This window comes from Actinomadura xylanilytica, from assembly GCF_030283145.1.
In the GTDB taxonomy this organism is placed as follows: Bacteria; Actinomycetota; Actinomycetes; order Streptosporangiales; family Streptosporangiaceae; genus Spirillospora; species Spirillospora xylanilytica.
Window position 1 is genome coordinate 60818 of the sequence record NZ_JASNWE010000005.1, and the last position, 22034, is coordinate 82851.

Annotated in this window: 22 protein-coding genes; 9 read left to right on the forward strand and 13 right to left on the reverse strand. The window is 72.9% G+C overall.

The features are described from left to right. Positions 1 to 55: 55 nt before the first annotated feature. From QP090_RS30050 to QP090_RS30060, 3 genes are all read right to left on the reverse strand, one after another. Positions 56 to 496 (reverse strand): DUF4132 domain-containing protein, encoded by a 441-nt coding sequence (locus QP090_RS30050; protein ID WP_285942880.1) that lies wholly within the window; start codon positions 494 to 496, stop codon positions 56 to 58. Between the two features lie 86 nt (positions 497 to 582). Continuing rightward, positions 583 to 2082: an APC family permease gene (locus QP090_RS30055; protein WP_285942881.1), complete on the reverse strand. Its 1500-nt coding sequence runs from the start codon at positions 2080 to 2082 to the stop codon at positions 583 to 585. Positions 2083 to 2176: 94 nt separating this feature from the next. Then, on the reverse strand, positions 2177 to 2680 hold the full coding sequence (locus tag QP090_RS30060) for an acyl-CoA thioesterase (protein WP_285942882.1): 504 nt from the start codon (positions 2678 to 2680) through the stop codon (positions 2177 to 2179). Between the two features lie 233 nt (positions 2681 to 2913). On the opposite strand from QP090_RS30060, the gene QP090_RS30065 reads away from it, so the two are divergent. Both QP090_RS30065 and QP090_RS30070 read left to right on the forward strand, forming a co-directional pair. Then, a complete protein-coding gene (locus tag QP090_RS30065; RefSeq protein WP_285942883.1) occupies positions 2914 to 3555 on the forward strand; it encodes a TetR family transcriptional regulator in 642 nt (213 codons plus the stop codon). After that, entirely contained in the window at positions 3552 to 3998 is a 447-nt protein-coding gene (locus QP090_RS30070; RefSeq protein WP_285942884.1) for a phosphomannose isomerase type II C-terminal cupin domain, read from the forward strand. The genes QP090_RS30065 and QP090_RS30070 overlap by 4 nt, the downstream gene beginning before the upstream one ends. A 14-nt stretch (positions 3999 to 4012) precedes the next feature. Here the strand turns inward: QP090_RS30070 and QP090_RS30075 are convergent, their stop codons facing one another. The 5 genes from QP090_RS30075 to QP090_RS30095 form a co-directional block, all read right to left on the reverse strand. Beyond that, positions 4013 to 4630: a class F sortase gene (locus QP090_RS30075; protein ID WP_285942885.1), complete on the reverse strand. Its 618-nt coding sequence runs from the start codon at positions 4628 to 4630 to the stop codon at positions 4013 to 4015. After that, complete coding sequence (locus tag QP090_RS30080) at positions 4617 to 5108, reverse strand: hypothetical protein (protein ID WP_285942886.1); 492 nt, start codon at positions 5106 to 5108, stop codon at positions 4617 to 4619. The genes QP090_RS30075 and QP090_RS30080 overlap by 14 nt, the downstream gene beginning before the upstream one ends. Positions 5109 to 5315: 207 nt before the next feature. Further along, complete coding sequence (gene mctP / locus QP090_RS30085) at positions 5316 to 6926, reverse strand: monocarboxylate uptake permease MctP (protein WP_285942887.1); 1611 nt, start codon at positions 6924 to 6926, stop codon at positions 5316 to 5318. 4 nt (positions 6927 to 6930) lie between these two features. After that, complete coding sequence (locus QP090_RS30090; RefSeq protein ID WP_285942888.1) at positions 6931 to 7212, reverse strand: DUF3311 domain-containing protein; 282 nt, start codon at positions 7210 to 7212, stop codon at positions 6931 to 6933. A 161-nt stretch (positions 7213 to 7373) separates the two neighbouring features. After that, the gene (locus QP090_RS30095; RefSeq protein ID WP_285942889.1) at positions 7374 to 7931 is read right to left on the reverse strand and encodes a VOC family protein; all 558 of its coding nucleotides are present in this window, start codon (positions 7929 to 7931) and stop codon (positions 7374 to 7376) included. 285 nt (positions 7932 to 8216) lie between these two features. Here QP090_RS30095 and QP090_RS30100 point away from each other — a divergent pair, with 285 nt between their 5' ends. Beyond that, positions 8217 to 10412: an anthranilate synthase component I gene (locus QP090_RS30100; RefSeq protein WP_285942890.1), complete on the forward strand. Its 2196-nt coding sequence runs from the start codon at positions 8217 to 8219 to the stop codon at positions 10410 to 10412. Positions 10413 to 10672: 260 nt separating this feature from the next. After that, positions 10673 to 10921: a hypothetical protein gene (locus QP090_RS30105; protein ID WP_432763091.1), complete on the forward strand. Its 249-nt coding sequence runs from the start codon at positions 10673 to 10675 to the stop codon at positions 10919 to 10921. Here QP090_RS30105 and QP090_RS30110 read toward each other — a convergent pair. Beyond that, positions 10912 to 11874: a helix-turn-helix transcriptional regulator gene (locus QP090_RS30110; RefSeq protein ID WP_285942891.1), complete on the reverse strand. Its 963-nt coding sequence runs from the start codon at positions 11872 to 11874 to the stop codon at positions 10912 to 10914. The two genes, QP090_RS30105 and QP090_RS30110, sit on opposite strands and share 10 nt — an antisense overlap. Before the next feature lie 79 nt (positions 11875 to 11953). Here QP090_RS30110 and add point away from each other — a divergent pair, with 79 nt between their 5' ends. Beyond that, positions 11954 to 12979 (forward strand): adenosine deaminase, encoded by a 1026-nt coding sequence (gene add, locus QP090_RS30115; RefSeq protein WP_285942892.1) that lies wholly within the window; start codon positions 11954 to 11956, stop codon positions 12977 to 12979. A gap of 100 nt (positions 12980 to 13079) precedes the next feature. After that, positions 13080 to 13811, forward strand: coding sequence for an FAD-dependent thymidylate synthase (gene thyX / locus QP090_RS30120; protein WP_285942893.1), 732 nt, complete (start codon positions 13080 to 13082; stop codon positions 13809 to 13811). An 89-nt stretch (positions 13812 to 13900) separates the two neighbouring features. On the opposite strand, the gene QP090_RS30125 is transcribed toward thyX, so the two are convergent. Then, positions 13901 to 15742 (reverse strand): C69 family dipeptidase, encoded by a 1842-nt coding sequence (locus QP090_RS30125; protein ID WP_285942894.1) that lies wholly within the window; start codon positions 15740 to 15742, stop codon positions 13901 to 13903. Between the two features lie 304 nt (positions 15743 to 16046). Between QP090_RS30125 and QP090_RS30130 the strand changes: the two genes are divergently transcribed. Continuing rightward, positions 16047 to 16781, forward strand: a complete 735-nt coding sequence (locus QP090_RS30130; protein WP_285942895.1) for a dienelactone hydrolase family protein — start codon at positions 16047 to 16049, stop codon at positions 16779 to 16781. On the opposite strand, the gene QP090_RS30135 is transcribed toward QP090_RS30130, so the two are convergent. Together QP090_RS30135 and QP090_RS30140 are read right to left on the reverse strand one after the other, a co-directional pair. Further along, positions 16759 to 17619: a hypothetical protein gene (locus QP090_RS30135; RefSeq protein ID WP_285942896.1), complete on the reverse strand. Its 861-nt coding sequence runs from the start codon at positions 17617 to 17619 to the stop codon at positions 16759 to 16761. The two genes, QP090_RS30130 and QP090_RS30135, sit on opposite strands and share 23 nt — an antisense overlap. Positions 17620 to 17689: 70 nt before the next feature. Beyond that, positions 17690 to 18247 (reverse strand): SMI1/KNR4 family protein, encoded by a 558-nt coding sequence (locus tag QP090_RS30140; RefSeq protein ID WP_285942897.1) that lies wholly within the window; start codon positions 18245 to 18247, stop codon positions 17690 to 17692. 388 nt (positions 18248 to 18635) lie between these two features. Between QP090_RS30140 and QP090_RS30145 the strand changes: the two genes are divergently transcribed. Then, positions 18636 to 19436 carry a helix-turn-helix domain-containing protein gene (locus QP090_RS30145; RefSeq protein WP_285943823.1) on the forward strand — a complete coding sequence of 267 codons (801 nt, stop codon included), beginning with the start codon at positions 18636 to 18638 and terminating at the stop codon, positions 19434 to 19436. A gap of 52 nt (positions 19437 to 19488) precedes the next feature. Here QP090_RS30145 and QP090_RS30150 read toward each other — a convergent pair whose 3' ends face one another. Further along, entirely contained in the window at positions 19489 to 20628 is a 1140-nt protein-coding gene (locus QP090_RS30150) for a globin domain-containing protein (RefSeq protein WP_285942898.1), read from the reverse strand. A gap of 647 nt (positions 20629 to 21275) precedes the next feature. Here QP090_RS30150 and QP090_RS30155 point away from each other — a divergent pair. Next, entirely contained in the window at positions 21276 to 22028 is a 753-nt protein-coding gene (locus tag QP090_RS30155) for a gamma-glutamyl-gamma-aminobutyrate hydrolase family protein (protein ID WP_285942899.1), read from the forward strand. Positions 22029 to 22034 lie beyond the last annotated feature (6 nt).

The following is a 22034-nucleotide window of genomic DNA, read 5'->3' on the forward strand; positions in this document are numbered from 1 at the left end:
GTCGTCTTCGGTCAGCCCCTGTCGGCGGGGCTGTGCGGGGCCGCGAGGGGCGGGGTCAGTCGAACGCGTGGAAGGCGCGGCGGGCCACCGGCCAGCGGCGGCCCGTGACCATGGCGGACTCGAAGCGGGCGAGCTGGTCGGCCGCGACCGTCCGGACGTCCTTCCTGAGGCCCGCGAACTGCTTGTGGGCGGCGCGGGCGAGCTCGGGAGCGTCCTTGGCCCCCGGCTTGGGCAGGGACTTGCGGCCCGGGCCGCCCTCGTCGGCGACCGTCGGCCTGAGCATCTCGTCGAACCCTATGACGAACCGGCGCGGACCGTAATCGAGCGTGAGCGTCCCGGACGCGGACGGCGTCCACGAGCGCGGGCGTTCGACGGCGGCCTCGTCCGGCGCGGTCGCGGGCGGGACGTCCGGGCGGTCGCGGCGCGGGTGGCGGGCCCGCCACCAGGCGTCCGGCATGACGAACGCGTCCTCGTCGGCCCCCATGTCATCGATCATGAAGATGACCATGGGGGAGATCACCGACAGGCCCGCCTGGAATCGGTCGACCCGGGCCTCGGGGCCTGCCGGTCATCAGGGGTGGCTCATTCGAGCACGGGTGTCGGGGCCGTCTGCGGGCTCTGGTCATGGCGGCGGGCCCACAGGTAGCCGGCTGCGGCGATGACGGTGATCGCTGCCAGGGTTCCCAGTGTGAAGATCTCGAAGGTTGGGCGGTCGACGCTCCAGGTCTCCTCGAAGTCGTAGGGGACGCCGAGGGCGCGCTCGATGGTTCCGGGGAACACGGCGGCCCACGAGCCGAGCAGGACCCACAGGTAGATCAGCACGGTGCAGGCCCAGAGGCCGGCGCGGCCACCCGGGACGCGGTAAGGGCGCTCGATGCCGGCGTGGCGTGCGCGGAGCCGGATGGCGGTGGGAAAGATCAGCAGATAGCTGAGCAGCAGGGTGGTGACGGCGATGGACAGCACGACCTGGAAGACCGCCGCCGAGTCACCTTCGACCAGAGCGGTCGCCGCGACGGTGAACACGGTCGCCACGACCCCGGACAGCAGGTTCACGCGCAGGGGTGTGCCCAGGCGGGGGTGGAAGACGCCGAACCACCGGGGGAAGGCGCCGTCGGCCCCGGCGACCGCCTGGACGCGGTCGGAGGCGATCATCCAGGCGCTGCCCTGTGTCAGCACCACGAGGATGAACACCCCGGCCGCGATCCGCAGCAGGGTCGGGGCCGCCGGGCCGTAGACGCTGAACACAGTCGTGACGGCGTCGAGGAAGCCGCCGGCTCCGGAGATCTCGCCGGCCGGGACCACGGCGAGGATCGCGAAGATCGGAACCAGGTAGCAGGCCACGGCGACCGAGCCGGAGGAGGCGATCGCGGCCGGCACATCACGCTCGGGGTTGCGCATCTCCTCCGCGGCGCCGCTCGGCGCTTCGAAGCCCACGAGCGCGAACAGCAGCACCGGGACGACGCCCAGGAACCCGGCCGTGGTGGGAGTGAAGTCACCGGCGGCGTGACCGTGGACCCCGCTCTTGACCGCGTAGACCGCGACGGTGACGACGAAGACCAGGACGAGCGCGATCTTGACGACGGCGCCGACGTTGACGACCCACTTGCCGTACTGGAGCCCGACGACGGCGGCCGCGATGGCGAGCCAGATGAACACGATCTTGAAGATGTAGTCGCCGGCGCTCCCCTCGGCGAGCGGGTGGAGGTAGGTGCTCCAGGTGGTCGCCGAGATGAACGCCAGTGAGCCGCCGAGCCAGATCGGGTTGGTGATCCAGTAGAAGAGGGTGGACACCGCGGCGGGGAACCTCCCGAACGCCAGGCGCACCCACACGTAGGGGCCGCCCTCGTCGCGGAAGGTGCTGCCGAGTTCGGCCATCACCAGCGCGTAGGGGAAGAGGAACCCGATCGCGATCACGACGGACCAGGTGAACGCCTGCGCACCGCCGGTACCGGCGATCTGCGCGATGGTGTCGATACCGATCACCGCGCTGATGGTCAGGAACACCAGATCGAAGCGGCCCAGACTCTTGCGCAGAACGCCGCCGGGCTCGGTTCCCGTGCCTGCTGCCGGCTGTGGTGCCAAGGCTGCTCTCCTTCGATCCGGGGGGCGGGCCCGGCGGGCCCCGGCGGACCGAAGTGACGGTCCGCCGGGCCCCGGGCCCGGGGAGGGCCGGCGCTCAGCCGTAGCCGAGGCCCCAGGAGTCGCGGGACGGCCGCGCCATCGGGACGGTACTCGGATCGCGCGGGACCGGCGGCAGCCCGGGACGGAGGAAGTCGCCGTCCTGCGCGCCCGACTCCAGCAGCAGCTTGCGCTCGTGGTCGTTCCACGGGCGGGCGTCGCCGTTGCCGGGATCGACGTTCACCACGGTCAGGACGCCCCGCACCGCCTCGGTGCTGCCCGCGGCGACCTCGAAGCGGTAGCGCATGGACGTCCGGCCGACGGCCTCGACGAGGAGGCGGGTCTCGACCACCTCGTGCCGCCACAGCCGCCGGTGGTAGCCGGCCGTGTACTGCACCCGCGGCATCACCGGCAGGTGGTCGAGGCCGACCCGGTGCAGCAGCGTCTGCTCGGCCGACTCGACCCAGCGGATGACCGTCGAGTGGTGATAGTGGCCGGTGACGTCGGTGTCGCACAGCTCGATCCGTTGCAGGACGCGGACGCTCGCCGGTTCCCCGGACATGGGACTCACCTCGTGTTTTCGGCAGGGGATGGGGTGAACGAGTTGAATTCTGAACTGTTCGTATCCGGAGAGCAAGGAATCGGTAACTCTGCGTGGCGCGTGTCGCGCCCCGGTCGCCGGTGTTGTCACCGGGTAACACCCCGGATAGCGTTCGGCTATGCGAGCCACCCTCGACCGGCCACGGCCCCCCGACTCCGCGCACCCGGCCCCGCCCCGCGTACGGTGAGCGGATCATGAACGGCGGGACGAGCACGCAGACGGCGGCGCCGCGGCGCGACCCCGGTCGGCGCCGCGCGCTGCTGGAGGCCGCCGACCGGGTGATCCAGCGGGAGGGCCCGGAGGCGTCGATGGCCGCCATCGCCGCCGAGGCGGGGATCAGCAAGCCGATCCTCTACCGCCACTTCGGCGACAAGAGCGGCCTGTACCAGGCGCTGGCCGAGCGGCACACGCGCAAGCTGATCGAGGGGATCCGGGCCGAGTTCTCCCGGGCCGGCTCGATCCGCGCGCGCACCCGCTCGACGATCGACACCTACCTGGCCACGATCTCGGCGAACCTGCACCTCTACCGGTTCCTCATGCACCGCGCGAGCGCCGAGGACGCGGCCACGCACGGTGCGATGAGCACCATGATCGGCGGGGTGAGCCGGGAGCTGGCCGAGGTGATGGCCGCCGAGGCCGGCGCGGCCGACCGGACCCGCGCCTACGTGTGGGGCCACGCCATCGTCGGCATGGTGCAGACCGCCGGGGACTGGTGGCTGGACCACGCCGACGAGGTGCCCCGCGCGGAAGTGGTCGACGCCCTGGCCGACCTGGTTCTCGGCGGGCTGCCCGCCGCGGCCGCTCCCGACCGCGTCCATGAGCTGTTCCGAGAATGACGAGACCCGAGGTGAACGTGCAGACCGACCTGCGGCCCGAACCCGCCGGCGACCGGCGGGCAGCCGGCGCCCCGCAGCCCGCCGGCGACCGGCGGCCCGAGCCCGCCGTCGAGACCGAGCGACGGCCGTGGGGGAGCTTCGAGCGCTTCACGCTGAACGAGCCGTCCACGGTGAAGCTGATCCACGTCCGGCCGGGCCAGCGGCTCAGTCTCCAGCGGCACCGCGACCGCGACGAGCTGTGGGTGGCGCTCGACCCCGGCGCGGTGTTCGAGGTGGCCGGCCGGCGCATCCTGCCGGAGGTGGGCGAGCGGGTGCTGATCCGCGCCGGCGACACGCACCGGCTCAGCTCCGACGGCCCGCCGGTGCGGGTGATGGAGATCGCGTTCGGGCACTTCGACGAGGACGACATCGAGCGGCTGGAGGACTCCTACGGCCGGTCCTGACGGCGGGGAGAGGCTCAGCGCCCACCGATCAGGTGCGCGTAGACGATCACGTTGTCGCGGTAGGAGCGCTCGTCCCGGTCGTAGGCGCCGCCGCAGGTCACCAGCCGGAGTCCGGCGTAGCGCACCTCGCCGTACACCCGGCCGCGCGGGAACTCCCGCTTGCGGACGCGCTCGGCCGCGTCCACCCGGAACACCGCCGTGCGCCGGTCCCGGCGGGTGACCCGCACCGTGGCGCCCGGCTTCAGCTCGCGCAGCCGGTAGAAGACCGCTGGGCCCTCCCGGTCGTCGTAGTGCCCGAGCAGCACCGACGAGCCCCGCGCGCCGGGCGCCGGGCCGCGCTCGTACCAGCCGGCGAGCCCGGCCCTGGCGAACGGCGGCACCTGCACTGTGCCGTCGTCGTTCTGGCCGAGGTTCATCGTTGCGGCGTCCAGGCCGATGTCGGGGATCCGGATCCGCATCGGCGGCGAGGGCGGCAGCGCGTCGCCGTCCGGGACGGTCCACAGTGCGCTCGGGCCGCCGAGGTCGCGGTACCGGGGGCCGGGGTCGGGGCTCCGCATCCCCTGGCCCATCGCCAGTGCGCCGAGCACGGCCAGCCCGGCCGCCAGCAGGTATCCGCGGTTAGACTCGCCCACGGGCCCGGGAGCGGATCAGCGCCGTCCCGCCGACGCAGGCGGCGCCCGCGGCGAGCGCCAGGCCCACCGGGGTCCACGGCAGGTCCGGCCCCTGCGTCCCGCCGCCGCCCGTCATCGCCCCGCCGTGCGGGACGGCCCCGTGCCGGGTGCCGCGCACGGTGAACCTCCCGTCCTGCGCGTAGTCGGACGTGATGCACTTGGCCGTCACCGTGTACCGGCCGGGCTCGGACCGCACCACGCTCGCCTGGACGCTGAACCAGCCGTCGTTGACCACGCCCTTGCCCTGCGCGCCTCCGGAGATGCTGACGTAGCGGTCCTCGGCCTGGCAGCCCCCCGACACGGTGACGCTGCCGTTGGGCGGCACCCGCGAGGGTGAGACGTCGAGATCGTCGGCGAGCGCCGGCGGGCCCGCCAGCAGGACGCCCGCCAGGACGGTGCCGGACGCGAGTCCCGCGCGGACGATGGTCTTCGTGCGCACCGATTCCCCCAGAGTTCCGTGGCGCTGCGAGGCGGCGGCCTCCCCGCCTCCCCACGTGATGCCCGCACGCACGGCGACCAAGATGTCACGGAGAGTGATTTTACCGACTCTTGCCGCTACGCCGGGAGGTGGCCGCCGGGACGCCGAACGGCCCGTCCGCCGGGAGGGGAAGAGGGCGGCCGGGCCGTTCGGGGGTGTGCCGGAGGCTCAGGTGGAGCCAGCGAGGTCCAGGTCCTTGACCTTCGGGTCGTTCTCGTCGGCGAGGTAGTCGGCCGCCCTGGTGGCGTCGACGCCGTCGGCGACCCTGGCCAGCCGCAGCGCCACGGTGACCGCGACGGCCACCACGAGGTTGACCGCGAGGGCGAGCATGCCGACGTACACCGTCATCGTGGTGTCCAGCCCCAGCTCGCTGAGCCGGTAGGCGGAGCCGCCGAAGTGCACCTTGTGCTTGGCCGGGTTCGGGATCTCGTACAGCATCCACAGCCCGGCCAGCATGCCCGCGGCCCAGCCCGCGACCAGGGCGCCGCGGTGGAACCAGCGGGTGATCAGGCCGAGTGCCACCGCCGGCAGCGTCTGGAGGATGATCACCCCGCCGATCAGCTGGAGGTCGATGGAGAACTCGGGGTCCAGCAGCAGGATGCAGGCGACCGCGCCGACCTTGACCACCAGCGAGACCAGCTTGCTGACCGTGGCCTCCTGCTTCTCGGTGGCGTCTGGCCGGATGTACTCCTTGTAGATGTTGCGGGTGAACAGGTTGGCCGCCGCGATCGACATGATCGCCGCCGGCACCAGCGCGCCGATCCCGATCGCCGCGTACGCCACGCCCGCGAACCAGCTCGGGAACATGTGGTCGAACAGCAGCGGCACCACGGTGTTGGTGTCGGGCTTGCCGTCGGTGCTGACCGGCTTGACGCCGGCCGCGATGGCCATGAAGCCGAGCAGCGCGATCAGGCCGAGCACGAAGCTGTAGGCGGGCAGCGCCGCCATGTTCCGCTTGATCACGTCGCGGTTCTTGCCGGCCAGCACGCCGGTGATGCTGTGCGGGTACAGGAACAGCGCCAGCGCCGAGCCGAGCGCGAGCATCGCGTAGTTGAGCTGGTTGGAGCCGTCCAGCAGGATCCCGTCGGACGGGGCCGGGGTCTTGTCGAACTTGGCCTGCGCCGCGTCGAAGACGTGCCCCCACCCGCCGACCTTGCCGGGGATGTACAGCACCGCGACGATGATGACCAGGTAGATCAGCCCGTCCTTGGCGAACGCGATCAGCGCGGGCGCCCGCAGGCCCGACTGGTAGGTGTAGGCGGCCAGGACGGCGAACGCGATGATGATCGGCAGGTGCCCGTTCACCCCCATCGCCTTCAGCACCGCCTCGATGCCGACCAGTTGCAGCGCGATGTAGGGCATCGTCGCGACGATGCCGGTGATCGCGATGACCAGCGCCAGCGTCGGCGAGCCGAACCGGGCCCGGACGAAGTCGGCCGGGGTGACGAACCCGTGCACGTGCGAGACCGACCAGAGCCGGATCAGCACGAGGAACACCAGCGGGTAGACCACGATCGTGTACGGGACGGCGTAGAACCCCGCGGCGCCCGCGCCGAACACCAGCGCCGGGACGGCGACGAAGGTGTAGGCGGTGTAGAGGTCGCCGCCGATGAGGAACCAGGTGACCCAGCTCCCGAAGCTGCGCCCCCCGAGGCCCCACTCGTCCAGGCTGTCCATGGTGGTGGGCCGCCGCCATCGCGCGGCCACGAACCCCATCCCGCTGACCAGCAGGAACAGCACCCCGAAGACGATCATTTCGGTCAGGTGATCGGTGCTCACCGGCTCAGCCCCGCTTCCTGGTCATCCGGTAGACCAGCACCGTGCAGGCCACGCCGAGCGGGATGAAGGCGAACTGGAGCCAGTAGAAGGCCGGGAAGCCGGCCAGCCGGGGCTTCTCGGAGTTGAACAGCAGGGTCAGCAGCGGCACCACCACGGGAACGACCAGGAGCCAGTTCCACGGGCTGCCGTCGGAGCGCCGGGGCTCGGGCGGGGCCCCGGAGGACTCGGGCGGGGACTCGGGCGGGGGCTCCGGCGGGGGCTGCTTCGACGGGTCCTGCGAGGCCAAGGGTCCTCCTCGTCGCGCGTCGGCACGAGGCCCGTCCGCGAGCGGGGCCGGCCCGTGCCAGGGGGGTGTGAGGCTGCGCGAGCCTACCCCTCGCCCGGTCACGGGCCGATCTCGGACGCGGCACGACTTGGCGGGATCGATCCGGCCGGTGAAAGCCCAGGTCAGACGGTACGTTCGGCGGCCGTCTTCGGGTCGTGCCGGACGTCAGAGGGCAGGTTCAGCTCGCGGGTCCACGCCGCGAACTCCACCAGGATCCCGTCGGGGTCCTTGAAGTAGATGGACCGCACGAACACGCCGTCGTGCACGTCCTCGGCGACGCCGAACTCGCTGTCGTCGTGGTTGAGCAGCGTGCCGACGTCGACGCCCTTGGCGATCAGCCGGTCGCGGTACTCCTCGATCCGCTCGGGCGGGACGTCGAAGGCGATGTGGTTCATCGAGCCGGCGGCCGAGAGCAGCTCGCCCCGGTCGGGCAGGCCCTTCGGCGCGGACACCCCGGGCACCGCCTCGGGGGCGTCGGGGAACCAGAAGAAGGCCAGGGCGTTCCCGCCGCCGCAGTCGAAGAAGAAGTGCTGGCCCCAGCCCATCGGCAGCTCGATGGTCTTGATCAGCGGCATGCCGAGCACGCCCTGGTAGAAGTCCACCGTCCGCCGCATGTCGCGGCAGACCAGCGCCAGGTGGTTGACGCCGCGCAGCTCGAACTGGGTGTTCTTACCGGTCATCCGGACGCTCCCGTGCAGTAAGCAGGTCCTTGCGCCCCATCATCGCAAGCCGTCCGGGCTTTGAGAACCCCGGAGCGCGACACGGCGAGCTGCCCGTGCCGCGAGTCGCCCCGGCCCGCGCGAGCCGGTAGTCTCGCCCCATGCGAACCGGGACCCACGCGTGGTGGTGGCGCCGCTGAGGCGGCGCCGGTTCGTGCATGTCCGACACCAGGCGATCGCCCCCTCCCGGCGGTCGTCTTCGCGTCTCCGTCCGGTGAGAGGGCCCGACCACAAGGGGCCACCGCGGTGGAGTCCGTCTCACATACCTCGCTGACCAGCGAGTTCGTCACCGCCGGAGGCGTACGGGTCACCCGTACCGCGACACCGGTCGACTCCGAGCGCAAGTCCGGCGCGCTCAACGCCCTCGTCGCCTCGGTGGGGCGGCGCCGCGGCGGGGTGCTCAGCTCGGGGATGGAGTATCCCGGCCGCTACAGCCGCTGGCACATGGCCTACGTCGACCCCTGCGTGGAAGTCGTCGCGCGCGGCCGGACCATCTCCGCGCGCGCCCTCAACGAGCGCGGCCGGGTGCTGCTGCCCGCGCTCGCCCCGGCGCTGCGCGAGGCGGGCGAGACCCGCGCCGACGGGCCGGACCTGATCGAGGTGTTCGTCCCGCCCGCCGACGGGTTCTTTCCCGAGGAGGAGCGCAGCCGCCGGCCGACCGTCTTCACCGCGCTGCGCGGCATCGTGGCCCTGTTCGGCTGCGACGACCCGCACCTCGGCCTGTACGGCGCGTTCGGATACGACCTGTCGCTCCAGTTCGAGCCGCTCCGGACGCGGCTGGAGCGGCCGGAGGGGCAGCGCGACCTGGTGCTGCACCTGCCCGACGAGATGGTCGTCGTCGACCGCAAGCGCGAGACCTCGCACCGGATGTCCTACGACTTCGAGGTCGGCGGCGCGGCCACCGCGGGGCTGCCGCGCGCCACCGAGCCCACTCCGGTGCCGGTCGCGGCCGAGACGCCGGCGCAGCCGGTGCCGGGCGTGTACGCGCAGATGGTGCGCGAGGCCAAGGACAAGTTCGTCCGCGGCGACCTGTTCGAGGTGACGCCGGGGCACGCGATGTACGGGCGGTGCGACTCGCCGGCGGTGTTCTTCGAGCGGCTCCGCGAGACCAACCCGGCGCCGTACGAGTTCCTGTTCAACCTCGGCGAGGGGGAGTACCTGGTCGGGGCGTCCCCGGAGATGTTCGTCCGGGTGGGCGGCGACCGGGTGGAGACCTGCCCGATCGCCGGGACGATCCGGCGCGGCGGCGACGCGATGGAGGACGCCGAGCAGATCCGCACCATCCTGGCCTCGGCCAAGGACGAGTCCGAGCTGACCATGTGCACCGACGTCGACCGCAACGACAAGTCGCGGGTCTGCGTGCCGGGCAGCGTGAAGGTGCTCGGCCGCAGGCAGATCGAGCTGTACTCCCGGCTGATCCACACCGTCGACCACATCGAGGGCCGGCTGCGGCCCGGGTTCGACGCCCTGGACGCCTTCCTCACCCACATGTGGGCCGTCACCGTCACCGGCGCCCCCAAGGCCTGGGCGATGCAGTTCATCGAGGACCACGAGGAGGAGCCGCGCCGCTGGTACGGCGGGGCGGTCGGCGGCATCGGGTTCGACGGGTCGATGAACACCGGCCTCACGCTGCGCACCGCGCAGATCCGCGACGGGATCGCCACCGTCCGCGCCGGGGCGACGCTGCTGTACGACTCCGACCCCGAGGAGGAGGAGCGGGAGACCCACCTGAAGGCGAGCGCGCTGCTCGGGGCGCTGGCCGCGGCCCAGGCCGAGGTGGAGGCGGAGGCCGCTGCCGGGCGCGGCGCCCCGCCCGCCCCGGTGGCGGAGGCGGCGCCGGAGGCCCCGCCGGCCGGCGACGGGATGAAGGTGCTGCTGGTCGACCACGAGGACTCGTTCGTCAACACCCTGGCCGACTACTTCCGGCAGCACGGCGCCGACGTGGTCACGCTGCGGCACGGGTTCCCGGTGCGGATGCTCGACGAGCACGCCCCCGACCTGGTGGTGCTGTCGCCCGGCCCGGGGCGTCCGGACGACTTCGCCACGGCGGCCCTGCTGGACGCGCTGGACGGGCGCGGCCTGCCGGTGTTCGGCGTCTGCCTCGGACTCCAGGCGCTGGTCGAGCACGCGGGCGGCGAGCTGGCGCTGCTGCCCGAGCCCTCGCACGGCAAGCCCGGCCGGGTGAAGGTGTCCGGCGGCACCCTGTTCGCGGGGATGCCCGACGAGTTCACCGCGGCCCGCTACCACTCGCTGCACGCCACCCCGGACCGGGTGAAGGGCTTCCAGGTCACCGCGCTGACCGGGGACGTGGTGATGGCCGTCGAGGACCCGGCGCGGCGGCGCTGGGCCGTGCAGTTCCACCCCGAGTCGATCCTCACCGCGTCCGGCGGGGCCGGGCTCCGGCTCGTCGGCAACGTGCTGCGGCTGTGCCGGAAGCCGTGATCGAACCCGGCTCGGCCACTATTACGGCCATCTGAAATGAGGTCCCAGGGCCCTGTCATGGGCCCGGTGGTTGCGGCAGACTCACCGCATCGGCACTTGGGCCACGTTTCCGCGTAATGCGGGTGTACCCGCCGTTATCCCAGCAAGGGGGGGAGTGCTCACGGCACTCCCCCCTTTGTGTGGAACGGGGCAACGGCCGTCCGGAACCACCCGGAAAAGGGTGACGCTCTCTGTCGGGTTTTGCTGCCAGCATCGAGCGCATGGACCCAGAACCGACCATGCCCGCACCGACCACGGCCCGCACCCCGACCACAGCCCGCGCGACCGGCCCGGCAGCGGTGGAACGGCCCGATCGCCGCGCCCGCTGGAACGGCGCGTCGCTGTCGAGCGGCGGCCTGGCCCAGGTCTACGGGTTCGATGACGCCGACGGCAGCAGGCTCGACTGCTGGCGCAACCTCGTCGAGGTGATGGGCGCGGGCAAGCCCGCCGACACCACCGGCTACCGGTAGAGCGCGGCGAGGCGTTCCGCCGCCTCGGCCATCCGGGCGCGCAGCTCGGACGGGCCGACGACCTCGGCCTCCGGGCCGAGCCGGAGGAGCTGGGTGAAGGCGACCTCGGGGGACTCCACGGGCAGCGCGGTGGCCACCCACCCGTGCTCGTCGGGCTCCCCGGCCGCCGCGGCGGCCCGCTCGGCCGCGTACGGCTCGACGGCGTACCGGAGGCCGCGCATCCCGGCCGGGCTGAGCCGCACGGCGACCTCCTCGCGCAGCAGCGACCGGGGGAACGCCGCCGCCTGGCCGCGCCAGTACGCCGGGAGGTCGAAGGCGTCGTCGCGTTCGAACCGCTCGCCGGTGGGCCGGACGGAGAGCACCCGGTCGACCCGGTAGGTGCGGGCCTCGCCGCCGGCGCGCGCGACCAGGTACCAGACGCCGCTCTTGAGGACCAGGCCGTACGGCTCGGCGGTGCGGGAGACCTCGCGGTTCTTGCGGTACCGCAGCTCCACGGCCTGGTCGTCCCACACCGCGCGGGCCAGGTCGCGCAGCAGCGGCGGCGGCTCGGCGTCGCCGAACCAGCCGGGCGCGTCGAGGTGGAAGCGCTGCTCGGCGCGGGCGGGCGCGTCCCGCAGGGACGCCGGCAGCGCGGCGAGGACCTTCAGCCCGGCCGCCGCCACCAGGTCGGCGAGGCCCATGTCGCCGGCCGGCCCGGGCAGCCCGGACAGGAACAGCGCCTCGGCCTCCTCGCGGCTGAGCCCGGTCAGCCGCGTCCGGTACCCGCCGACGAGCCGGTAGCCGCCGTTGCGCCCCTGGTCGGCGTAGACCGGAACGCCCGCCGCCGACAGCGCCTCCACGTCGCGGTAGATCGTCCGCTCGGAGACCTCGAGCTCGGCGGCGAGCTCGGCGGCGGTCATCGTCTCGCGTGATTGCAGCAGCAGCACCAGAGAGATCAGGCGGGAGGCACGCATCCCCCTATATTGACATTCTTGCGTCAGGTTCGGGCCGTTCACCTGTCACGGACGCGGGACCGGCTGTTAGCTTCGCCGCGTGCCCATCGAAACCACGCCTCTCGACGCGTTCATCGACGCCCTCCCGAAGGTCGAGCTCCACGTCCACCTGGTCGGCTCGGCCTCGGTGCCGACCGTGCTGGAGCTCGCCCGCCGCCGCCCCGGCGGCTCCGTCCCGACCGACGAGCGGGAGCTGCGGCGCTTCTTCGAGTTCCGCGACTTCCCCCACTTCGCCGAGGTCTACCTGGCCGTCAACGGCCTGGTCCGCGAGCCCGAGGACGTCGCCGGGCTGGTGCTCGGCACCGCCCGCGACCTGGCGGCGCAGAACGCCCGCTACGTCGAGATCACCGTCACCCCCTACGCCCACCGGCTGGTCGGGATGCCGCCCGCCGCGATCACCGAGGCCCTCGACACGGCCGCGCGGCAGGCCCGCGAGCGGTACGGCATCCGCGTCGCCTACATCTTCGACATCCCCGGCGACCTCGGCGCGGACGCGGTCGGCGGCACCCTCGACCAGGCGCTGGCGCACCCGCCCGAGGCGCTGGTCGGCTTCGGGATCGGCGGTATCGAGCAGGCCCGCGCGCCGCACGTGGCCGCCATCCGCGACGCGTTCCGCGCGGCCCGCGCCGCCGGGCTGCGCAGCCTCCCGCACGCCGGTGAGATGACCGGCCCGGAGACGATCTGGGAGGCGCTGGACGAGCTCGGCGCCGAGCGCATCGGGCACGGCACCAACTGCCTGGTCGACCCCCGGCTGGTCGGCCGCCTGCGGGAGGAGCAGATCCCCCTGGAGGTGTGCCCCACGTCCAACGTGTGCACCGGCCAGGTGCCCGACCTCGCCTCGCACCCGCTGCCCCGGATGCTGGAGGAGGGGCTGTTCGTCACCCTCAACAGCGACGACCCGCCGATGTTCGACACCACCCTGACCAACGAGTACCGGATTGCCGCCGGGACGTTCGGGCTCGGCCGCGCCGAGCTGGCCGCCCTCGCCCGCAACGCGGTCACCGCCTCCTCACTCGACGCCGCCGGGCAGGGCGAGATCCTGCGCGACATCGACGCGCTGGCCTGAGCACCCCTGTGGTCCACCTGACCGTCCCGCCGCGTCGTCGCCGCTGGTGGCCGCTACTACAGTTGCGGAGGCGGCGAAGAGAACGATGTGAGGAGGCCCCATGGCAGGCGAGGAAGCGGTCGATATCGAGTTCCGCGGTGACGTGACGGTGGAGCTGATCAAGTCCGCGGCGTCCGACGCCGACGTGCTGTGGGCGGCACGGGTGTCGACCAAGGGCGAGAACTCGCTCGCGGAGGCCGACGCGGACCCCGCGCGGTCCAAGGGCCTCATCAACTTCCTGATGCGGGACCGGCACGGTACGCCCTTCGAGCACTCGTCGATGACCTTCTACGTGAAGGCGCCGATCTTCGTGTTCCGCGAGTTCATGCGGCACCGCACGTTCTCCTACAACGAGGAGAGCGGGCGCTACCGCCGCCTCGAGCCGGTGTTCTACGTGCCGGGGCCCGAGCGCAAGCTGGTCCAGGAGGGCCGGCCCGGCAAGTACGTCTTCGTGGACGGCACGCCCGAGCAGCACAAGATCGTCACCGAGGCGGCCAAGGACAGCTACCGGCAGTCCTACCGCGCCTACACCGAGATGCTGGAGGCCGGGGTCGCCCGCGAGGTGGCGCGCACGGTGCTGCCGGTCGGGCTGTACTCCTCGATGTACGCCACCTGCAACGCGCGCGCCCTGATGAACTTCCTGTCCCTGCGCACCAAGCGCGAGGACTCCACGTTCCCCTCGTTCCCGCAGCGCGAGATCGAGATGGTCGCCGAGCAGATGGAGGAGCAGTGGGCGGCGCTGATGCCGCTCACCCACGCCGCCTTCGAGGCCAACGGCCGCGTCTGCCCGTAGGGGCGGCCCGCCGGGCGCCGGTCCGCGCGGCGGCCGGGCCCGGTCTTCGGGACCGGGCCCGGCCGCCGCCGCCCTGCGGAGGTGTCCGGTCAGGCCTTGCGGCGGCGGGCCAGCAGGACGACGGCCCCGCCGGCGATCAGGCCGGCCAGGCCGGTGAGGGCGAACCACCAGCCGCTGGTGCCGGCGGCGGCGTTCTCGTAGTCCGGGACGTCGTCCGGGTCGCCGTAGTGGCCCTTGCGGGCGAGCGTGCCGCCCTCGGCCCAGCCGCCGCCCTGGTCGCAGTTCATCCGGTCGTGCGAGGAGACCGGGCCGCGCAGCGACATGTCCAGGCTCTGGGTGTTGGCGGTGGTGCCGGCGGGCTTGTCGACCTCCGGCGTGCGGATCCCGCCGTCCGCCTTGAGGTCCTCCAGCCGCTCGGCCAGCAGGTGGTCGCCGAGCTTGAGGCCGTTGGAGGCCCACTTCGTGCTGGCCCGGGTGAGCACCTCGCGGGCCCGGGCGGGGTCACCCGAGTCGTAGGCCTCGCGGGCCTGCCGCTCCACGCCGGGCAGGTCGTCGATCAGCGTGGCCTCGTAGCCCTCCAGGGCCCGGGTCACGGTGGCGAGGTAGCCGTCGCGGCGGGAGCAGGTCGCGTACATCAGCCGCTTGAACGTCTGCGTCGCGTACTCGGTGGCCTCCTGCTCGGCGAACTGCGGCTCCAGGTACTTCGACGACCCGTTGTGCGTGAGGTAGCGGTGCTGCCGGTACTCCGGCGGGACCTCCTGGTCGCCGACGTGGAACGGGATGTAGGGCGCGGTGACCGACGCGGTGACCGCGGTCCACAGCGTCCCCATCTCGCCGTTGCCGCCGCCGGAGCCGAGCTCGGCCACGTGCCCGTACCCGGAGCGGTCGTCGGACCAGCGCGGGTCGCGGACGATCCGCATCACGTCCTCCAGCCGCACCGGGGCGAGCCTGCGGAACTCGGCCTCCAACGACGGCGGGTTCCGGTACGGCGCCGGGTCCGCGGGGTCGACCTTGGCGCCGACCGCCACCGGCTTGCCGGGGAACGGAGTGCCGTAGACCTTCTGGAGGTCGAACGGCTGCCCCTTCTTCCACCAGCCGCGCTCCTCGGCGACGCTCAGCAGGTTGGGCGAGCCCATGTGGTCGGCATCGTCCTTCCCGGTGGTCGGGAAGTCGTTGATGTAGCCGGGGTAGGACACCCGGACGTCGTCGGGACCGAGCCGCTCGGCGGCCCACAGCCCCTTGCCGCCGGAGAGCTGGATCAGGACCCAGCCCTCGTTCTTGTCGGCGAACATGTGCGAGTTGCCGCCGTAGTCGGTGTACCCGTACTTGTTGATCAGGTCGCCGACGATCTGCACCGCCTCGCGGGCGCTGTGCGCGCGCTCCATCGCGATGCGGGACAGGTCGCTGTAGGTCGGACCGGTCTGCGGCGTCCTGGTCGACTCCACCAGCTCGGGCCGCGAGTCCGACCACACGTCCCGGGCGGCGACGCCGTACTCGTTGAGCCCGCCGTTGGTCAGCGGGGCGGGGAAGCCGACGAACTCCGAGTAGTTCGAGGTGATGTACCGGGCCGTCTCGCGGGCCTGCGGGATCTTGGTGAGCTTGCCCGCCATGTCCGCCTCGCCGGTCGCGCCGACCTCGATGGTGGCGCCCTCGGGGTGGCTCTGCCGGGGCACGATGTCGATCCAGTGGCTGGACGGCTCGTGCCCGAACCCGCCCATGAACGGGCGCTTGTTCTTCGTGAGGTTCTTGCCGATGTAGACGGCGAAGCTCTTGTCGTTCCCGGCCGGCTTCTGCGCCGAACTCCGCGGCCGGGACGAGGGCCGCTCGCCCGCCGACGCCATCGGGCTGAGCAGCGTGGACGCCGCTACGAGGGCCGCCGAGAAGGCCGCCGTCCTGCGGGGGAGGCTGCGTGGGTGGCGCGTTCGCTGCACGGACTCTCCGTTCTGGTTTCTCCTTCTGCGCCGGGGCGCTGCCACGGCCACGCGACCGTATCCCGCATTGACAATTGCGGCACCATGGGATAATTAGCCCATTTTTGTGACTAAGTAGACAAAACTGCCAGTCGTCACTTTAGGGGAAGAAGCGGTGGGCGCTCGGGTGGTCCTGGACGCCGTCCACCGGGACGTCGGCGCCGTTGGTCCCGCTCGCCCGGGGCGGGCGTGCAGCACGTTGACCGATCGTCCCGGAGCGCTTGGGCCTGTGCCCGCGGCGCCGAATGCGCCAGGGTGGGGGACCATGCCCGACATCACCATCCCCGCCGGACCGCGGGAGCTGCCCGGTTACCTCGCCGTCCCCGAAGGGACGGGACCCTGGCCCGCCGTCGTGATCCTGTTCGAGGCATTCGGTGCCGTCGCGGACATGCGGGCCCAGGCCGACCGCTTCGCGTCCCGCGGCTACCTCGCCGTCCTGCCCGACTTCTACGACGGCGCGCCCTGGGTGCGCTGCGTCCGCAAGGCGATGACGGACATGCGGAGCCAGCGCGGCCCCATCTACGACGGCATCGAGGCCGCCCGGTCATGGCTGGCCGGACGGGACGATTGCACCGGCGCCGTCGGCGTCGCCGGGTTCTGCATGGGCGGCGGGTTCGCGCTCGTCGCCGCGGCCCGGTACGGCTTCCAGGCCGCCGCGGTCAACTACGGCATCCTGCCGCGCCACCCGGAGGACGCCCTCGCCGGGGCGTGTCCGGTCGTCGCGAGCTACGGCGGCGCCGACCGCACCCTGCGCGGCGCGGCGGCCAGGCTCGAACGGGCCCTCACCGTCGCGGACGTCCCGCACGACGTGAAGGAGTACCCGGGGACGGGGCACAGCTTCCTCACCGACGCCACCGTCCCCGGGCCGCTCGGCCCGGTCGCCCGGGTCGCACTCGGTATCGGGAAGGGCCGGGAGAACGCCGCCGACGCTTGGGAGCGCGTCTTCGCCTTCTTCGCCGAGCACGTCGGCGGCCCCCCTAGCCCGCCGGACGCCCCTTGAGCACCGAGGGCCGCCGGTACACCTCCGGCCAGATCTGGAGCAGGCACGCTTCACCTTCGCCGGTGTCCGCTGGTGTCCGCAGGTGGTGGCGCAGCCGGTAGGGGCCGTAACCGGCGTGCAGCGGCGGCAGGCCATGTCGCGCCACCGAGCTCCTCGATCCGGACGTGCCCGGTGTGCGCCCGGTAGGCCAGCTCCACGACATCGTCGTAGCCGTCGAGCTCGGCACCGGGGTCGTTCGGCGCGATGACCACGGTGACCGGGACCGCCGCGGCGCGCCGGGCCGTCCAGAGCACCGCCGCGCCGGGAACGGCGTCGGCCTGCCGTCCGCGCCCGCGCCCTCGGCGTCGGCCGGGACGGGGACGATGGCGTCCACCCCGGCGTGCTGGTCCAGCAGGTAGAACTGGCGGGCCGGGACGCCGACGGAGAACGTGAGGGTCTCGGGCCGCGCGGTGCCGCGCCGGTCGGGCGCGAAGCCCGCCGGCACGGACCGGCCGAGGCCGGCCCGCTCGGCGGCGTCGGCCGGTTCCTCGTCGGTGATCCGCGCCGCCCGTTCGGCGACGCCTGGGACGTCGCCGGGCGAGGGCCGCTCGAAGATCCCGACGGCGGCGACGAGGGTCGTGCCCGGTCGGGGCACGGGCCGGGTGGTCGACCTGACCGTTCCGCATCCGGGGCACGGTGTCCGCGTGATGTCGACGGTACGGCCCGCGGGGTCGATGGAGGTCTCGTCCACGCGCGGCGCCTTCTGGGGGAAGGCGTGCCCGCGGGCCTCGCACTCGCGGACGATCGCGTCGGCCGCGGCCTCCTCGCGGGTCGGCCGGGGGACGGGCCGGTACGGCATCAGCGGTCACCCCGCGGCATCGCGAGGATCTCCCGGCCGCGCTCCGGCGTGATCATGCACGTCCCACTCGTCACGGGTCCGCCCGGGCGGTTTTGCAGAGGGCGTGGAAGCCTGCGTGGAGGTCGCCCATGAGGTCGCCGAACGACGCGTGCCGCGAGGGCCCCTCCCCACTCCACGAGGCGAGCCTATAGGCCGCCCACTCGCCGTCCCCGTCCACGTCGCCCGGATCGAGGAACAGGACGCAGGCGTCGCCCGCCAGGGAGATCTGAAGGCACCGCTCCAAATGGTCGGTGACATCACCCGCCTCGTAGCCGCCGTAGGCGTCGATCCAGTGCTCGTCCATGTCGCGGAGCCAGCCGAGCTCGGCGGTGCCGGCGAGCCGGTAGATGAAGTTGCCGGCGTTCCGCCACCCGTTGGTCGCCAGCAGGAACGTCCGCAGCGAGGGCGGCAGCATCTGCCCGAGCCGGGCCTCGGCCGCAGCGATCTCCTCCGGCCGGGCGGGCGCGAACCCGAGCCACCCGTCCCGCACCACCTCCGCCTCGAGCGGCGCGTCGCGCTCGGGGTCGTGCCCGGCGATCCACTCCTCGCTCCAGCGCTTGAGGAACGGCCGCCACTCGTCGCGGTCCATACGCCACCTCGCCCCTGTCGGATCAGCCCGCCGAGAAGGCCGCATGATGCCAGCCGCGTCCGACAGCGGCGCCGCCGCTCAGGGTGCAGGTCCGCCTGCGTCTGCGTGACCTGCGCGATCCTGCGGTCCCGGTCAGCGAAACAGGTCGGTCTGGACGACGATCGACGAGCGTCCGACGCGCAGGGCGGGAGGCTGCGCGGACCTGCCCCGCCGCGTAGCCCCGGAAGCAGTTGGTCTTGGACCTCGTCGGGTGGTGCGGCCGGCCCACCCCGCCGACCGCGAGGCTCGGTGTCCATGACCTCCGGGATAATGCGGGGTGGACGGTCATGACCTGTGAGGTAATCGTGGCCATGATGTCGGTTCGGGTAGCTTCGGCCGGGTGACGACCATGACGAGCGCGTTGAGCGATGTTCGACCCGTCGGCGACCAGCTCCGCGCCTGGCGGCAGCGGCGCAGGCTGAGCCAGCTCGACCTGGCCTCGGACGCCGACGTGTCCACCCGGCACCTGAGCTTCGTGGAGACCGGGCGGTCGGCGCCGAGCCGCGAGATGGTGCTGCGGCTGGCCGAGCACCTGGAGGTGCCGCTGCGCGACCGCAACCTGCTGCTGGTGTCGGCCGGGTTCGCGCCGGTGTACGACGAGACGCCGATCGAGGAGCCGCGGATGGACTCGGTCCGCGCGGCGCTGCGGCAGGTCCTGGAGGGGCACGAGCCCTATCCGGCGCTGGTGGTGGACCGGTTCTGGAACCTGGTCGACAGCAACGCGGCGGCGGGGCTGTTCATCGAGGGCGCCCCGGCCGAGCTGCTGGAGCCGCCGCTCAACGTGCTGCGGCTGAGCATGCACCCGGACGGGATGGCCAAGAACATCCTGAACCTGGGCGAGTGGCGGGCGCACATGATCAGCTGGGTGCGGCGGCACGTGGCGCTGACGGCCGATGCCGCGCTCGCGCAGCTCTACCGGGAGCTGCGCGACTACCCCGGTCCCGACGGTGAGGCGGCGGTGCCCCCGCCGGGCGGCCAGGTTTTCGTGCCGCTGCGGATGCTGCTGGACGGGCGGGAGCTGTCCTTCTTCAGTACCATCGCGACGTTCGGGACGCCGGTCGACATCACGCTGGCGGAGCTGGCGATCGAGTCGTTCTACCCGGCCGACCCGGCGACCACCGCCTTCCTGCGCGAGCGCGCGGGCTGGTGACCCCGGCCGGTGGCGCCGCGCGCCGCGCGCGCGGCGGCGCCACCGGGGCCGGTCAGGCCGAGAGGACGGGCACCGCCCTCCTCTCGGCCTCCAGGAGGTCGTGCCTGATCTGGTCCAGCGGCACCCCGAGCCGTTGCAGGGCGGTCACCGTCTCGCGGACCATCGGGGCGGGCCCGGCCACATGGACGTCGTGCCCGGCCAGGTCCGGGAAGCGGTCCAGGACGTCCGGGAGGGCGCCGCGCAGGCCCGGGTAGCCGGGCTCGCCGGAGACCACCGGGGTCACCCGCAGCCGCGGGCACTCCGACTCCAGCGCCCGCAGGCCGGGGAGGTCGTACAGGCCGGCGCCGGTGCGCGCGCCGACCAGCAGGCGCACCGCGCGCGCCGCTCCGGACCGGGCGGCCTGCTCGGCCAGGGCCCTGGCCGGCGCCAGCCCGGTGCCGCCCGCGACCAGCAGCAGATCGCGGCCGGAGCCGGGGTCGAGCGTCATGCCGCCCGCCGCCGGGCCGAGCAGCACGGTGTCGCCGGGCCGGGTGTGCCGGACCAGCGCGCCGCTCACCCAGCCCGCGGGGACGGCCCGCACGTGCAGCCGGAGCGTCCCGTCGGGGCGGGGCGCGTTGGCGATCGAGTAGGGCCGCCACACCCGGGGCCAGCGGGAGGTCTGCACCGTGACGTGCTGGCCCGCGACGAACGGCAGCGGGCAGCCGGGCCGCAGGGTGAGCACGGCCAGGTCGTGCGCGCGCCGGTCGTGCCCCACGACCTCGGCGACCCACCAGGGCGGGGCGCGCTCGGCGTCGCGTTCGGCCGCGGTGGACATCGTGTCGGCGGCGGACCGGCAGAGCTCGGTCCAGGCGGTCTCGATCTCGGTGCTCCACTCGTCGCTGAACGCGCGCAGCGTCGCGACGAGCGCGGTGCCGAACGCCGCGTAGTGCTCGCGCTGGACGCCGAACCTGCGGTGGGCCCGGCCGAGCCGCCCGAGGTGGGCCGCGAGCGTCTCGGGGCTGTCCTGGCTCCCCACGATCTCGCCGATCGCCTGGAAGAGCCGGTCATGGTGCACGTCCATCCCGGGTGGGAACAGTGCGCGCATTCGCGGATTCTCCGCGAACAGGCGGCCGTAGAAATAGCGGGCCGCCTTCGCCTGGACGGGTTGGATACGGCTGAGACTCTCTTTGACGATCCGGGGTTCCAATGACATTTGCCAAGCTCCCCCTGGCTTTTTGTCGCCGACACTGAGGTTCCCCGGCGCCTTGTGACGCCCGCGAAGTGCCCGGCTCGGTGAGATTCTCGCATCCAAAGCCGCTGGTCCTCAAGCGATTCACGACATCCACCCCGTTGTGGACACGGACTGTGATCGGCGATTATTCTCGGTAATCATGAGAACGGCCGCGAAGCGCTAGGATACTGATCGGTATTGGGGAAGGGTGGGAGTGCGTCCCGAGCACGACATTGGAATTGCACCGGTCAGGTGCGCCGGGTGGGGTGTTTCGGCCGCCTTGACGGAACGGTTCGTCACCGGTCAGGGGTGGAGGAGGAATCTCAACCCCGGAGGATGTTCCGTGTCCCGGCTCCGCCGCCCGGCCCGGCCGCCCGCCGCGGGCCGGTCCGGGGCCGCCCCCCTTCATGGTCAGGCGAATTCGCCTGATCGCTTGGATCCGGCGCGGCGCCGTCCACCGGCTTCGGCCTGCGGAGATCCGGCCCGTGCGGCAGGCTGGCCGGTGGGAGGCCAGGGGCGAGGCGGTCGGAAGGGCCGGGTCATGCGCAATGATGACCCCGCAAAGGTGGCGAATCACCGCACATCGGGTACCGAGCCGTGGCCAGTGCTCAGCAGAGGGGAAACCACGCATGCCAGAGGCGAACCACGGGGCTCCGGGCCCCCACGCCGCCGCGACGAACGCGCCGCCGCTCATCGGCATCACCACGTATCTGGAGCCGGCCCGCTGGGGGGCGTGGGTGCGCGAGGCCGCGCTCCTGCCAGCACCGTACATACGGTCGGTCGAGAGGGCGGGCGGCGTCCCGGTCATGCTGCCGCCGACCGGCGGGCTGCGCGGGCTGTCGGCGCTCGTCAACGGGCTGGACGGCATCCTGTTCGCCGGCGGCGGCGACGTCGACCCCGAGCTGTACGGCGCCGAGCGGCACCCTGAGACCGGCCCGCCGCAGCCGCAGCGCGACCGGTTCGAGCTGGCGCTCGTCCGCGCCGTCGTCGAGGCCGGCCTGCCGTTCCTGGCGGTCTGCCGGGGCATGCAGGTGCTCAACGTGGCCCGCGGCGGCTCGCTCGTCCAGCACCTGCCCGAGACGGTCGGGCACGAGGCGCACGCGCCCGCCGTCGGCATGATCGGCTCGCACCCGGTCCGGATCGTCCCGACCAGCGCGATCGGCAAGATCCTCGGCGCGGAGGCGGAGGTGCCCACCTACCACCACCAGGCCGTCACCCGGCTCGGCAAGGGCCTGACGCCCGTGGCCTGGGCCGACGACCAGGTCGTCGAGGCGGTGGAGCTCGAGGGGCACCGGTTCGGGCTGGGCGTCCAGTGGCACCCCGAGGAGGGCGAGGACAAGCGGCTCTTCGAGGCCCTGGTGGCCGAAGCGGCCGGACGCTGACCGGGG

Bases quoted from the DNA above. Each gene is read 5' to 3' on its own strand.
- QP090_RS30050 (WP_285942880.1), bottom strand. From the start codon at position 496: ATGATCGATGACATGGGGGCCGACGAGGACGCGTTCGTCATGCCGGAC.
- QP090_RS30060 (WP_285942882.1), bottom strand. From the start codon at position 2,680: ATGTCCGGGGAACCGGCGAGCGTCCGCGTCCTGCAACGGATCGAGCTG.
- QP090_RS30065 (WP_285942883.1), top strand. From the start codon at position 2,914: ATGAACGGCGGGACGAGCACGCAGACGGCGGCGCCGCGGCGCGACCCC.
- QP090_RS30070 (WP_285942884.1), top strand. From the start codon at position 3,552: ATGACGAGACCCGAGGTGAACGTGCAGACCGACCTGCGGCCCGAACCC.
- QP090_RS30095 (WP_285942889.1), bottom strand. From the start codon at position 7,931: ATGACCGGTAAGAACACCCAGTTCGAGCTGCGCGGCGTCAACCACCTG.
- QP090_RS30105 (WP_432763091.1), top strand. From the start codon at position 10,673: ATGGACCCAGAACCGACCATGCCCGCACCGACCACGGCCCGCACCCCG.
- QP090_RS30110 (WP_285942891.1), bottom strand. From the start codon at position 11,874: ATGCGTGCCTCCCGCCTGATCTCTCTGGTGCTGCTGCTGCAATCACGC.
- thyX (WP_285942893.1), top strand. From the start codon at position 13,080: ATGGCAGGCGAGGAAGCGGTCGATATCGAGTTCCGCGGTGACGTGACG.
- QP090_RS30130 (WP_285942895.1), top strand. From the start codon at position 16,047: ATGCCCGACATCACCATCCCCGCCGGACCGCGGGAGCTGCCCGGTTAC.
- QP090_RS30135 (WP_285942896.1), bottom strand. From the start codon at position 17,619: ATGCCGTACCGGCCCGTCCCCCGGCCGACCCGCGAGGAGGCCGCGGCC.
- QP090_RS30140 (WP_285942897.1), bottom strand. From the start codon at position 18,247: ATGGACCGCGACGAGTGGCGGCCGTTCCTCAAGCGCTGGAGCGAGGAG.
- QP090_RS30145 (WP_285943823.1), top strand. From the start codon at position 18,636: ATGACGAGCGCGTTGAGCGATGTTCGACCCGTCGGCGACCAGCTCCGC.
- QP090_RS30150 (WP_285942898.1), bottom strand. From the start codon at position 20,628: ATGTCATTGGAACCCCGGATCGTCAAAGAGAGTCTCAGCCGTATCCAA.
- QP090_RS30155 (WP_285942899.1), top strand. From the start codon at position 21,276: ATGCCAGAGGCGAACCACGGGGCTCCGGGCCCCCACGCCGCCGCGACG.